This window comes from Agromyces sp. Y782 (assembly GCF_059445405.1).
This window is the reverse complement of record NZ_JCAIUG010000002.1, coordinates 360246-373103: the sequence shown is the minus strand read 5'-3', so window position 1 is coordinate 373103 and position 12858 is coordinate 360246. Positions and strand designations below refer to the sequence as shown.

10 protein-coding genes are annotated in these 12858 nt (G+C 69.7%); 2 read left to right on the top strand and 8 right to left on the bottom strand.

Features of this window, described 5'->3' with window-relative positions; all coding sequences use genetic code 11:
* Nucleotides 1-14: 14 nt before the first annotated feature.
* Together AC1C2S_RS15950 and AC1C2S_RS15945 are read right to left on the bottom strand one after the other, a co-directional pair.
* Entirely contained in the window at nucleotides 15-1076 is a 1062-nt protein-coding gene (locus tag AC1C2S_RS15950) for a 3-isopropylmalate dehydrogenase (RefSeq protein WP_495353586.1), read from the bottom strand.
* A gap of 79 nt (nucleotides 1077-1155) precedes the next feature.
* On the bottom strand, nucleotides 1156-2709 hold the full coding sequence (locus tag AC1C2S_RS15945) for an MFS transporter (protein WP_495353585.1): 1554 nt from the start codon (nucleotides 2707-2709) through the stop codon (nucleotides 1156-1158).
* Between the two features lie 104 nt (nucleotides 2710-2813).
* Between AC1C2S_RS15945 and AC1C2S_RS15940 the strand changes: the two genes are divergently transcribed.
* Nucleotides 2814-3389, top strand: a complete 576-nt coding sequence (locus AC1C2S_RS15940; protein WP_495353584.1) for a TetR/AcrR family transcriptional regulator — start codon at nucleotides 2814-2816, stop codon at nucleotides 3387-3389.
* A gap of 71 nt (nucleotides 3390-3460) precedes the next feature.
* On the opposite strand, the gene serA is transcribed toward AC1C2S_RS15940, so the two are convergent.
* From serA to AC1C2S_RS15920, 4 genes are all read right to left on the bottom strand, one after another.
* On the bottom strand, nucleotides 3461-5050 hold the full coding sequence (gene serA / locus AC1C2S_RS15935; RefSeq protein ID WP_495353583.1) for a phosphoglycerate dehydrogenase: 1590 nt from the start codon (nucleotides 5048-5050) through the stop codon (nucleotides 3461-3463).
* 121 nt (nucleotides 5051-5171) lie between these two features.
* Complete coding sequence (locus AC1C2S_RS15930; protein WP_495353582.1) at nucleotides 5172-5543, bottom strand: hypothetical protein; 372 nt, start codon at nucleotides 5541-5543, stop codon at nucleotides 5172-5174.
* Nucleotides 5540-6001, bottom strand: coding sequence for a hypothetical protein (locus tag AC1C2S_RS15925; protein ID WP_495353581.1), 462 nt, complete (start codon nucleotides 5999-6001; stop codon nucleotides 5540-5542). The genes AC1C2S_RS15930 and AC1C2S_RS15925 overlap by 4 nt, the downstream gene beginning before the upstream one ends.
* A 62-nt stretch (nucleotides 6002-6063) precedes the next feature.
* A complete protein-coding gene (locus AC1C2S_RS15920; protein ID WP_495353580.1) occupies nucleotides 6064-6387 on the bottom strand; it encodes a hypothetical protein in 324 nt (107 codons plus the stop codon).
* 113 nt (nucleotides 6388-6500) lie between these two features.
* On the opposite strand from AC1C2S_RS15920, the gene AC1C2S_RS15915 reads away from it, so the two are divergent.
* The gene (locus AC1C2S_RS15915; RefSeq protein ID WP_495353579.1) at nucleotides 6501-10736 is read left to right on the top strand and encodes an nSTAND1 domain-containing NTPase; all 4236 of its coding nucleotides are present in this window, start codon (nucleotides 6501-6503) and stop codon (nucleotides 10734-10736) included.
* A gap of 141 nt (nucleotides 10737-10877) precedes the next feature.
* On the opposite strand, the gene AC1C2S_RS15910 is transcribed toward AC1C2S_RS15915, so the two are convergent.
* Both AC1C2S_RS15910 and AC1C2S_RS15905 read right to left on the bottom strand, forming a co-directional pair.
* Nucleotides 10878-12116: a hypothetical protein gene (locus tag AC1C2S_RS15910; RefSeq protein ID WP_495353578.1), complete on the bottom strand. Its 1239-nt coding sequence runs from the start codon at nucleotides 12114-12116 to the stop codon at nucleotides 10878-10880.
* A complete protein-coding gene (locus AC1C2S_RS15905; protein WP_495353577.1) occupies nucleotides 12113-12853 on the bottom strand; it encodes a copper homeostasis protein CutC in 741 nt (246 codons plus the stop codon). Before AC1C2S_RS15905 ends, AC1C2S_RS15910 begins: the two co-directional genes overlap by 4 nt.
* Between the last annotated feature and the right edge of the window lie 5 nt (nucleotides 12854-12858).

Sequence of the window (12858 nt, the reverse complement as noted above, 5' to 3'; positions counted from 1 at the left end):
TTCGATGCGCTGGATCAGTCGAGTGCGCCGATACGGTCGGCGATGGCGTCGCCGACCTCGGAGGTCGTGCGCCGGCGGTCACCGCGTTCGGCCACATCGGCGACGACGGCCCGCTGCACCTTCGCCGCGGCATCCGCCCTGCCGAGGTGGCTGAGCAGCAGTGCAACGGAGAGGATCGCGGCGGTGGGGTCGGCGATGCTTTTGCCGGCGATGTCGGGTGCTGAGCCATGGACCGGCTCGAACATGCTGGGGAATCGGCCGTCGGGGTTGATGTTGCCCGAAGCCGCGAGCCCGATGCCGCCGCTGATCGCGCCGGCCAGGTCGGTGAGGATGTCGCCGAAGAGGTTGTCGGTGACCAAGACGTCGAACCGCGCGGGGTCGGTGACGAGGAAGATCGTCGCCGCATCGACGTGCAGGTAGTCGACGGCGACGTCGGGGAATTCGGCGGCGACCGCGTCGACGGTACGCTTCCACAACGAGCCGGCGAAGACGAGCACATTCGTCTTGTGCACGAGGGTGAGCTTCTTGCGCGAGCGAGCGGATGCCGCGGCGAACGCGTAGCGCACGACCCGCTCGACCCCGTAGGCGGTGTTGACGGAGACCTCGTTCGCGACCTCATGCGGTGTGCCCGCACGGATCGCGCCGCCGTTGCCGACGTACGGACCTTCTGTGCCTTCGCGCACGACGACGAAGTCGACCTCGCCGGGATCGGCGAGCGGGCTCGCGACCCCCGGGTAGAGCACCGACGGGCGCAGGTTCACGTAGTGGTCGAGTTCGAAGCGGAGCTTCAGCAGCAGGCCGCGCTCGATGTTCGCGCCCGCGAGTCGCGGGTCGCCGGGGAGCCCGCCGACGGCGCCCAGGAGGATCGCGTCGTGGCTCTTGATCGACTCGAGGTCGTCGTCGGTCAGCACGTCGCCGGACTCGAGATAGCGGGCGGCGCCCAGTGAGAACTCAGTCTGCTCGAACGAGACACCCGTGCCCTCGGTTGCGGCGGCGAGCGCTTTCAGCGCCTCGCCGACGACTTCGGGCCCGATCCCGTCACCGGGAATCACCGCGAGTTTGACCGTGTCCACCATGAATGCTCCTTCGTGCGCCAGCCCTCCCAGCGTACTGGCCGCACCGCCCGGTGACACCCGGCGCGTCACGGCGATCGGGTCAGTCGACGGCGACTGGGGCGGGGTTGCGCAGCGCGACCGCAGCGACGAGCGCGGCGGCGACCATGAGTGCGACGCCGATGAGCGAGGTCACCACGACCCCCTCGTCGAAAGCGAGCGCGGCGGATGCCGCGAGCTGATCGCCGATCGAGGCTGGCAGCTGCTCGGCGACGGTGACCGCGCCGGCGAGCGTCTCTTGCGCGGTGGAGGCCTGTTCGGTGCTGAGCACGGCGGGCAGCTCGATCGCAGCCCGGAAGTGGGCGGCGAGGATGGAACCGAGCACCGCAGTTCCGAGCACCGCGCCGAGTTCGTAGGCCGTCTCCGACACCGCCGATGCTGCGCCGACCTTCTCAGGCGGCGCACTCGAGAGGATGAGCTCGTTGGAGACCGTCTCGGCGGCGCCGATGCCGACGCCGAGCAGCACGAACGCGATCACGACGGGGGCGATCGACTCGGCGGTTGCGGTGAACGCGATGACCGCGTACCCCGACGCCGAGAGCAGGAGCGCCACGGGCACGAGCACCCGGGGTCGCACCCGGCGTGCGATCGGCACGACGACGAGGCCGGCGATGATCATCGCGACGAGCCCCGGCAGCAGGGCGAGGCCCGCAGCGACCGGAGTGAGGCCCGCGATGAGTTGCAGGTGCTGCGACACGAAGTACAGGAACCCGACGAGGGCGATGACGCTGAAGAGGTTCACGAGCACGGCGCCGCCGAACGATCCCTGCCGGAACAGTCGCACGTCGAGCATCGGAGAGCTCGCCTTCAGTTGCCGTCGCACGAACCAGACACCGCAGACGAAACCGAGGATGATCGCCTGGATGCCGAAGCCCGAGACCCCCTCGGTGGCGATGGACTTGATGCCGAAGACGACGGGCACCATCGTGGCGAGCGAGAGCAGCGTGCTCGGCGCGTCGATGCGCCCGGGCGCGGGGTCGCGGCTCTCGGGAATGAGGAGCGGCACGAGAACCAGCATCGGCACGAGCACGGGCACCGCGAGCAGGAACACAGCGCCCCAGTGGAAGTGCTCCAGCAGGATGCCGCCGACGAGCGGACCGAGGGCGCTGCCTGCGGCGAAACCCGACGCCCAGATGGCGATCGCGAGCCTGCGTTGTTCGCGATCGACGAAGACCGTGCGGAGAAGCGACAGGGTCGACGGCATGAGCATCGCGCCGAAGAAGCCGAGCGCCGCGCGAGCGGCGATGAGTGCTTCGGCGGTCGGTGCGAACGCGGCGACGATCGAGACCACGGCGAAGCCGACGGATCCGATGAGCAGCATACGGCGACGCCCGAAGCGGTCGCCGGCGCTGCCCATGGCGACGAGGAGGCCCGCGAGCACGAGCGGATACGCGTCGATGATCCAGAGTTGCCCGGCCGCGCTCGGTTCGAGATCGCGCGAGATCGCAGGCAGCGCGAAGCTCAACACGGTGTTGTCGACCGAGACGAGCAGCACGGGGAGCATGAGCACGGCGAGTGCCGCCCAGGCGCGGCGAGGCGTGCGGGTCGTGACGTGCGTGCTCGTTGGGATCTGGGCGGTGTCGTTCGTGTCAGTCATCTCTGGCTCGTTCGTCTGAGACGATTTCTATACCGTCCAGCTGGTATAGTAACAGATATGCCACGACCCTCGTCACTCATCAGCTCCTCGACCGCGCCGGCCTCATGAGCCGCCCGCCCGCCGCCCGCGTGGCGGTGCTCGACGCCTTCGAGCGCATCATCATCGCCGACGGCGAGCGCACCGCGACCCTCGACGCCACCGCTCGTGGCGCCGGCGTTTCCAAAGGCGGACTGCTCTACCACTTCGGCTCACGGCATGCGCTGATCGCCGGGCTCATCGAACGGCTGCACCGACTCGTCGACGACGACGTCGCCCGCATCCACGCCGCCCCCGAGGGCGCGATCTCCTACTTCGTGCGCTCGTCGGTCGACCTCGCGTCACCGCTCGACCACAGCTTCGTCGCCACCGTGCGGCTCGCACAGGGCGGCGACCGGCAGGCGGCGCAGGCGATCGACGCCGTGCGGTCGCGCTGGCTCGAGGTGATCGGCCGGCACGTCGACGACCCCTCGCTCGCCCTCGCGATCACGCTCATCGGCGACGGGCTCTACTACCATTCGGCGCTTCGCGCCGGGGTCGACGCGAGTGGCCCCGACGCCGCCGCCGCCGCCGACATCGGCCCCGCCGAGATGGACGGGCTCGTCGCACTGGTCGAACGCATCGCCCAGACGCCGGCCGAGTAGCGACCGGCACAGCGGATGCCCCGGCACGCGCTGCAGGGCAGCGTCACGCCGGGGCATCCCTGTGACAGTCGTTACTCCGTGATGTCGATCTCGACGAACAGGCTCGCGTCGATCGCCGACCGCACTCGCTCGAGCACCTCGGCCGGCACCGGCGAGTCGACGGTCAGCACGCTGAGCGCGTGGCCGCCGGCTTCGCGGCGTGCGATCTGCATGCCGGCGATGTTGATGCCCGCCTCGCCGAATTCCTGTCCGTAGACGGCGACGATGCCGGGGCGATCGGCGTACTCCATGACGATGTGGGTCGTCGCGATCGGCACCTCGAGTTCGTAGCCGTTGACGCCGACGAGCTTCTCGATCTGCTTCGGCCCGGTGAGCGTGCCCGACACCGACACCTGGCGGCCGTCGGCGAGCGCACCCGTGAGGGTGATGACGTTGCGGTACTCGGGCGATTCGGGCGCCGTGATGAGGCGCACGTCGAGACCGCGCTGCTCGGCGAGGAGCGGGGCGTTCACGTACGACACGGTCTCGCTGACGACGTTCGTGAAAACGCCCTTCAAGGCCGCGAGCTTCAAGGCGCTCACATCGAAGTCGGCGAGCTCGCCACGCACCTCGACATCGAGACTCGTGAGGGGGCCGTTCGCGATGCCGGCGAACAGTTGGCCGAGCTTCTCGACGAGCGGGATGCCCGGGCGAACGTAGGGATCGATGACCCCGCCTGCGACGTTGACTGCGTCGGGCACGAGCTCGCCGGCGAGCGCGAGCCGCACCGACTTCGCGACCGAGACGCCCGCCTTCTCTTGCGCCTCGTCGGTCGAGCCGCCGAGGTGCGGCGTGACGATGATGTTGTCGAGCTGCAGCAACCGCGACTCGGTGGGCGGCTCGGTGACGAAGACGTCGAGCGCCGCACCGGCGATCTCGCCGGTCGACAGCGCGTCGAAGAGCGCGTCTTCGTCGATGAGCCCGCCGCGCGCGACGTTCACGACGAAGGCCGTCGGCTTCATGCGCCGCAACTGCTCGACGCCGATCATGCCGAGCGTCTCGGGGGTACGCGGCATGTGGATCGTGATGAAGTCGGACTGCTCGATGAGGTCGTCGAGGGTCACGGTCTGCACGCCCAGCTGCTGGGCGCGAGCGGCGGTGATGTACGGGTCGTACGCGATGACGTTGGTGCCGAAGGCCTGCAGGCGAGCCGCGATGAGGGCGCCGATTCGGCCGAGGCCGATGATGCCGACCGTCTTCTCGTAGAGCTCGACGCCCGTGTACTTCGAGCGCTTCCACTCCCCCGCCCCGAGCGACGCGCGCGCCGCGGGAATGTGACGGGCGAGGCTCAGGATGTGGCCGACGGTCAGCTCGGCGGCGGAGATGATGTTCGATGTGGGCGCGTTCACCACCATGACGCCTGCGGCGGTCGCCGCCTTGACGTCGACGTTGTCGAGGCCGACGCCGGCACGGGCGATGACCTTCAGCTTCGGGGCCGCCGCGATCGCCTCTGCATCGACCTTCGTCGCCGACCGCACGAGGATCGCGTCGGCATCCGACAGCGCCGCGAGCAACGCGGGACGATCGGTTCCGTCGACGGACCTGACATTGAAGTCGGGGCCGAGGGCCTCGACAGTGGCGGGCGAGAGTTCTTCGGCGATCAGCACGATCGGCTTTGACACGAACGATTCCTTCGGGGGCGACGCGCGACGGGGCACGCTGAGGGGAGCGCCTACGCCAGTGGGGGCGCCGTTATCCCGTCAACCCTAATGGAGCAGGGCCGTCGCCTCGTGCCGTGTGACCTCACACGACGACTCCGCCGAGTCGGCCGAGCAGCACCGACAGGCTGAGGAAGAGGGCGGCCGAGACGCAGAGCCCCGTGAAGTACAGGGCGATGCCCACGAGCAGGCGGCGAGATCGGCCGAGCACGAACGCGGCCGCGAAGCAGCCCAACGGCGCGAGGAACGCGACCGCGACGACCGCCCAGCCGGCCGCGGTGAACGAGAGGCCGATGCCGAGCAACTGCACGACGCTCTCGACGACCTCCCACACGTCATAGGCGTAGAACAGGCCGAACACGACCGCGAGGGTGACGGTGAGCCACATCGGCAGCTTCGAAGTGCCAGAAGCCTCGGTGACGACGGATGCTTCGGGCTCGGTGTACTCCGCGCTCATACGGCTACCCCCAGGATGAACGGTACGGGCGCGAGCGCGACGACACCCACGATGAGCCAGACGAGACGAGAGCGCATGCCCGTCGTGGCCCGCAGCGCGAGCAGGAACCAGCACGGAGCGGCGAGCACCGCGAGCCACAGCCCCAGCGCGTACATGAAATCGCCGACGACACTGGTGCCCGGCGTGCTCGTACGCAACGCGGTGATGATCCAACCGATGGTGTAGAGCAGGTAGACCCCGCCCAGCACCCCGAGCACGACGAGCTCGACCGAGCCGGTCTGCCCTGCGGCATCCGGCGCCTCGTGCTGCTCGTCTGCCTCGCCGCCGTTCGCGTCAGAGTCGTCGTCAGCACCGGACTCGACGTCCGCCGGGCCACCGACGGCCTTCCAGCCGGGCGCGAGGGTCGGGTCGTCGTCGCCCTCCCAGCGCAGCGCATCATCGTCGGAGTCCCGGGCCATGGCTCCAGACTAGCGATCCGTCGACGGCGATCCCGTGTCGAGCAGCCGGACTCGCCGAGACGTCAGCGATGCAGGAGGTAGCGGCGTTCGACCTGGTCGGGGGCATGGGTGTCCGACCCTGAATCGGGTGCGAGTCCAGCTCTGCGCTCGGACTGGTCCCGATACGCGGGAGCGTCAGGGGCGGGCGTCTGGAGATCGCGTTCGGGAGCGAGGTCGAGCCGACGCTCGGACTGGTCCCGATACGCGGGAGCGTCAGGGATACTCGCCTGGCCGTGCGCGGCTCCATCGGACTCCACCTGGCCGGCGCATCCACCCAGTCCGACGCCGAGCGATGCGGCGAGCACGGCCGCGAGGATGATGCTTCGGGTCTTCTGTGTCGTGTTCATGACGAGAGCGTCCCGCCTGCCGGTATTGGTCCGTGGAGAGAGCGGTATGGACTCGGTATGGGCGCGGCCCACAATTCGTTGACAACGGTCATCGCCGCGCCCACACTGCAGGTGTGGAGATCCGAGTGCTCGGTGACCTCACGATCGACGGCGGGCGACTCAGTCCGAAAGAGCGTTCCCTGCTCGCCGCCCTTGTCCTCCGGGCCGGCAATGTCGTCACACCCCATGAATTGGCCGATGCGGTGTGGGGCGACGACCTGCCGACGACCTGGCCGAAACAGGTTCAGGCCTTCGTCGTCCAGATCCGACGTGCATTGGGCGCGACCTCCATCGCCACGACACGTGCCGGCTACCGACTCCGGGTCGACCCCGACTCGATCGACGCCGTCCGCTACGAACGGCTCCTCGAAAGCGCCCGCGTGCACCGCGCCAGCGGCGATGCTGCCCGTGCCGTCGACATGATCGAGCGTGCAGCATCGCTCTGGAGCGGGATGCCGTACTCCGATCTCGGCGAGTGGCCGCCTGCAGTTGCGGAGGCGGAGCGCCTCGGCGAGATCGGCAAGTCCGCAGCGGAGGACCTGCTGGCAACGCGGCTGGAGTTCGGCGAGCACCGTGTCGTCGTCCCCGACGCAGAACGCCTGGTGCGGGCCGAGCCGCTTCGCGAACGCCGTTGGGCGATCCTCGCCACAGCGCTGTATCGGAGCGGTCGGCAGGCCGATGCCCTCGCCACGCTGCGGAGCGCGCGGGATCGGCTGGCGGACGAGCTCGGCATCGAACCCGGCACGGAACTCGTTGCGCTCGAATCAGCGATCCTGCACCAAGATGCCTCGCTCGACGCACCACCGGAGCTCCAGCTGGCGAGTGCGGAGTGCCCCTATCGCGGCCTGCAGCCGTTCGGCACGGATGATGCCGAGGAGTTCTTCGGGCGTGACGCCGATATTCAGGCTGCACTGGCCCGGCTCTCCGGGTCGCCGTTCCTCGCGGTCTCCGGGGCATCCGGCTGTGGGAAGTCCTCGCTGGTGCTGGCCGGTCTCGTCCCCGCGCTCCGGGCTCGCGGTGACACCGTAGTCGTCCTCGGCTCGGGGACCACGCCGATCGCCCGGCTCCGAGACGCGATCTCCGGTCGAGGCCACGCCGACGTCGTCGTCATCGATCAGTTCGAGGAGCTGTTCCACTCCGGCCTCCCGGACGCGCACGTGGCGGAGTTCTCCGCGCTGATCGCGGGAGCCGTCGCTGCGGGACAACGAGTGATCGTCGCCGTACGCGCCGACTTCCTCAGCGCATGCGCAGCCGAGCCGAGCATCGGGCCGCTGTTCGCCGCGGGTGTCCACCTCGTCGGGCCGCTCGGTCCCGACGGGCTCCGCAAGGCCATCGAGGAACCGGCGCGCCTCGCCGGCCTCCGGATCGAGCCGGGACTCGTCGAGCTGATCCTGCGAGATGCCGCAGGCGCGCCGGGCGTGCTCCCCCATGTCTCGCACGCCCTCGTTGAGACGTGGCTGCGCCGTGAGGGCGCCACGCTGACGGTCGCCGGCTACGAGGACTCGGGCGGCATTTCGGGCGCGATCGCCAAGTCGGCCGACCAGCTCTACCTGTCGCTCGATCCCGATGCGCGGGCAACCTGTCGCGCCACGTTCCTGCGACTGGTCGAGGTCAGTGCAGACGGGGCGCCAACACGTCGACGCATCCCGATCACTCCGATGCGTCAGGACGCCGCACACGACCGAGTGCTCACAAGTCTCGCCCGCGCCCGGCTGGTGAGCACCGAGGAGGACTCGCTCATCGTTGCGCACGAGTCGCTCGCGACGGCGTGGCCGCGCCTCCGAGGCTGGCTCGAGGACGACGCCGAGGGCCTCCGCGCGATGGGTGCGCTCGCGAGTGCGGCGAACACGTGGGAGGCGGATGGTCGGCCCGATGAGGATCTGTACCGCGGAGCCCGCCTCAACGCCGTCCTCGCATGGCGCGATACCGCAGACCCCGAACTCACCGAATCGGAAGTCGCCTTCCTCGAGGCATCCGCAGCGCAGGAGCGTGCTGCCGTGGACGAGATCGAGCACCGTGCCAAGCACGACCGCAGGCAGAACCGTCGGCTGCGCGTGCTGCTGGCCGCTGCCGTCACGCTGTTCGCCGTCGCCGTCACCGCGGGCGGCTTCGTCGCAGCCGGCTCGAACGAGACCGCGCACCAGCGGGAGACGGCCCAGATCGAAGCGCTCACGAGCACGGCGCTGTCGCTTCGGGGAACGGACCGGGATGTTGCCGCCCTGCTCGCCGCAGAAGCCCACCGACGGTGGCCCGACGACTCTCGCACGCGCTCCGCGCTCATGGGCGCGATGACGAGTTCCCACGGCCTGCTCGCGACGACGCATCTCGAGGGCGTTGACGGCATGTCGGGCACACTCATCCCCGGAACGCGGCGCGCGGTCGCGGTGACCGCCGACGGCACCGCGGTGTTCGACATCGACTCCGGTGCGCGCTTGTACACCGTCGATCTGCCCTCTGAGAGTCGCGACTTCAACAGTCGATACGGGCCGGCGGTCAGCGGAAATGGAGCGCGGGTCGCGAATGCTGAGCGGATCCTCGATGACACCGATACACCCGTGGGGATTCGGTTGTCCATCGCCGACCTTTCAACCGGCGCACTGATCCGGCCGACGATCGAACTCGACTTCCCGCTCAGTTCCATCGCGATGAACCACGAGGGCGTCTTGATCGCCGCGATCGACGAGATCGGTACGCTGCGGCTCATCGACGCGGATTCGGGCCTCATACGGCTGGTCGCCGGCACCTCATCCCACGCGGCGCAGGAGATGACGGATCGCGCCGGGGCCGTGCGCTTCACGCCCGACGGACTCCTCGCGTACGGCACCGTAGAGGGGCCACTGCACGTGGTGGACCCGGACACGGCTGCCGTGGTCACCACGTTGCCGATGCCCGCGGAGTCGACGAACGTCTCCATGACAGTCGTCTCCGACACACGCGTCATCACGACGGGCGACCAATGGATCTCGTCCGTGGATATCGCCGCGGGCCGGGTCGACTGGTCGCAGCAGTTGGTGACCACTACCGACGACCCGTGCCCGTGGGTGACGGCATCCGTCGAACTCCGGACCGTGTATTGCGGTGACCTGTTCGGTCACATCGACGAGCGGAGCCTCGACACCGGAGCGCCGACCGAGCGCTCATTCGACCCACAGCTCGGGTTCGTCGGCCTCATGTCCGTCGTGGAAAACCGTCAGGAGCTCGTGGTCGTCGGCCGCGGCACGGCGATCACGCGCTGGAAGCTCGACGGGTCTGGTGCAGTCACCCGGGTCCTCGCTCCGGGGTGGGTGCTTCGTGACGCGTACTCGCAAACCGGCTCGAGCCTCGTCGTCGCCCGCCGCATCGATGGGGTGGAGACCTGGGAGGACTACCGCGAATTCGCAGTGCTCGACACGCGAACGGAGGAGCTGCTCCTCCGCGTTCCCACGCCCTCGTATGGTGTCATGTGGGCGGGCAAGACAACCCTGGTTGGCGATTTCGGCGGCGTCGGGCCGCACCGAACGGGCTTCCTCGACACCCGCACCGCTGAGACCTTTGCGGGAGACCCGCTCCCCGACGACACGGTGGGCGTCTGGATGAACGCCGGTGGCGACCGGATGTACGTCGGCCGGCGAGACGGCGAGATCTGGACGATCGACCCGACGACCGGCCGCCGCGTCGCACCGACGATGCAGACGGACGGCGGCGATCCGGTGCTCATCACGACGAGTCCCGATGGCAGCCGCGTGCTCGTGACGAGCTGGAACATGAAGTTCATCCCCGATTCGATCCTCTTCGACGGAGAGACGGGCGAGCGGGTCCGAGCCGGACTCGTGGGAGTCGGCTTGGCGGCTCTGACGGCGCGGGGCGAGGTCGCCGGTGCGTTCGACTACCAATCCATCGTCCGCTACGACGCCGACACCTTCGAGCGGATCGGCGCCCTCCCAGGCGCCTCCGGCGGCCTCGACACCGTGAACGTGAGCGCCGACGGCCGCCTCCTCAGCACGTATTCCTTGAACAACACGGTGACCGTCTACGACCTCGTGGGCGGCGTACAGCTCGGCGACCCCATCCCCGTGATGGGCGAGTGGAATTACACCCAGGGACTGGTGTACTCGGGAGTGCTCCGCGCCGATGGAGCAGAACTCGCGGTCAACGTCCCGGCCGGCATCGCGGTGTGGGACCTACGGCCGTCAGCGCACGCGGATGCGGCCTGCGAGATGGCCGGTCGCGACCTCACGCGCGACGAGTGGATCGCCTATCTCTCCGACCTCGGTCCCTACCGATCGACGTGCGGCTTCGGGGCAGCTGGGCAAGCCGAGCCGGCCGGCTAGATATGCAGTGACCCGTTTCTTGGTGAGGGGGTTGCGGGCCGGGGCCTCGCTCACCGTTCTCGTGGGTGACCGGGCAGGGTCCACCGGCCCACCTTTCCGACAGTTGTGGGAGGCTGCTCACCACCCGAGCGACCGACGGGCTCAGGGAACGGGCAGGCAGTGCCCGTCGACACCGGGCAGCACGATGCCGAACTCGAAGTCGATCCTCGCCGAGTCGACGGCGCCCAGCGAACCGCCGCCCACCAACGGTTCGTCGTGGAGCCGTTCGATGGTTCCGAGGCCCGCCGCCTGCCAGGCTGCGACGATGCGATCGGCGGCCGCGACATTGCGCTCGGTGACCTCGCGGTCGTGTTCGTCGCTCGTCGTGTCCGTGATCACTCCCGTCGTGAACTCGCCGTTCAGGCTCAGCTGGATGCCGCCGTCGCACGCCGCCTCGACGACGGCGAGCGGTGACGCAGCCGACCAGGTCGCGGAAGGGCCGGCGGCAGCAACCGCGGCATCGGCGAGCACTGCGAACTGCCGTCGAGCCTCGTCGAGCGACGGGAGCGGGCGATCCGGCGGCGGGGATTCGCCGGCATCTGCCGCACCGATCTCGGGAACGCCACCCGGAGCGGCCGGCTCGGCGACCGACGGCGTCGGCGCTGCCGTGAGCACGGCCGCGACGATGAATACCCCGCCGAGGCATGCCGTCAGCACATACGCGCCGACCCACACCGCCGACGCTACGCCTCTGGTGCGGAACGGCCCGAGTGACACGAGCAGTCCGCCGAGACCGAATACGCCTGCGGCAACCACGAGCACGACGGCCGGCCACGACACCGGTGCGCTGGCGCGGCGAGCGAATGACGACCAGAAATCCGCGTACGTGACGAGCAGGAGCGCGAGCGTGCCGAGCGCGAACCCCACCGAGAGCAGCAGTCGCACGAGCACCGGCCGCCAGGGATCGAGCGGGCGTACGAGCTCCCACCGGTGCGCGATCACCGGCACGATGAGCGCGGTCGGCACCCACAGCCACACCGCCAAGACCGCTGCCGGCCCGAAGACGAACCCGATCGCGGCCAGGGGCGGCAACGAGAGCACGAGCCCGCCGAGCGGTACGACGAACGCCTCGAGAAGCGGTGGCCATCGCAGGGCTCGACATGTCGCCAGCACTGCCGCGGCGCCGACGCCTGCTGCTGCAGCGGCGGGCGGCAGCGCCATCCACATCGGCCCGATCAGGAAGAGCTGCTGGATCGCCAACCCGAGCACGAACGCGGCGGCCGCGGAGACGCCCCCGATCAAGACACTGCGTGCCACGAGCTGTGCGGCGGCACGAAGGATGCCGTCGGCGCTGCGGTCGGGCGGCAGCCGTACCGGTATCGGCGGCGGCGCGACGGTCATCGCATCGCCACGGTCGCGGCCGCGACTGCAGCGCGCACGAGACCCGGATCGGTCACGTCGAATCCGTCGACGCCCCCGCCTGGCCCGCTCACGCCGCCTCGGGTCGTCGTGCCACGCGCCGAGAGATGCACGGCGTCGACGCCCGCGGCCGCGATCTCGGCGATGTCGGCGATGCGCACCCCGCCGCCCGCCATGATCTCGAGCGCGCCGGATTCGGCGGCCATCAGTCGCAACGCTGCGAGACCCGTTCGGCAGTCGGATGCTCCGCCAGAGGTGAGCACTCGGCGCACGCCGAGCGCTGCGAGCGCCGTCACCGAGCCTCGGGGATCGGAGCTCGCGTCGACGGCGCGGTGCACCGTCACGTCGCCGCCGGATGCCGCATCGACGAATCGCCGAATGGCCGGCAGGTCGAGGTGACCGGTGTCGGTGAGCGCACCCACGACGACCCCGTCGGCACCGTGAGCGAAGGCCGCACGGATGTCCCGCTCGATCGTGTCGAGTTCTTCGGAGTCGTACGCGAAGCCGCCGCCGCGCGGACGCACGAGGACGTGCACGAATCCGGGCACCGAGGCGTCGAGCGACGCGGCCGCTGCGGCCTCGATCAGCCCCGCGGACGGGGTCAACCCACCGAGCCCGAGCGCCTGGCAGAGCTCGACACGGGTGGCACCCGCCGTCAGGGCGATGCGCACCCCGGCGACATCCTGGACGGCGATCTCGACGGGGAGGAATCCTGACATTCCCG

Excerpts from the sequence above, each read along its gene's own strand:
- AC1C2S_RS15950 (WP_495353586.1), bottom strand. The coding sequence starts at position 1,076 with ATGGTGGACACGGTCAAACTCGCGGTGATTCCCGGTGACGGGATCGGG.
- AC1C2S_RS15945 (WP_495353585.1), bottom strand. The coding sequence starts at position 2,709 with ATGACTGACACGAACGACACCGCCCAGATCCCAACGAGCACGCACGTC.
- AC1C2S_RS15940 (WP_495353584.1), top strand. The coding sequence starts at position 2,814 with ATGAGCCGCCCGCCCGCCGCCCGCGTGGCGGTGCTCGACGCCTTCGAG.
- AC1C2S_RS15930 (WP_495353582.1), bottom strand. The coding sequence starts at position 5,543 with ATGAGCGCGGAGTACACCGAGCCCGAAGCATCCGTCGTCACCGAGGCT.
- AC1C2S_RS15925 (WP_495353581.1), bottom strand. The coding sequence starts at position 6,001 with ATGGCCCGGGACTCCGACGATGATGCGCTGCGCTGGGAGGGCGACGAC.
- AC1C2S_RS15920 (WP_495353580.1), bottom strand. The coding sequence starts at position 6,387 with ATGAACACGACACAGAAGACCCGAAGCATCATCCTCGCGGCCGTGCTC.
- AC1C2S_RS15910 (WP_495353578.1), bottom strand. The coding sequence starts at position 12,116 with ATGACCGTCGCGCCGCCGCCGATACCGGTACGGCTGCCGCCCGACCGC.
- AC1C2S_RS15905 (WP_495353577.1), bottom strand. The coding sequence starts at position 12,853 with ATGTCAGGATTCCTCCCCGTCGAGATCGCCGTCCAGGATGTCGCCGGG.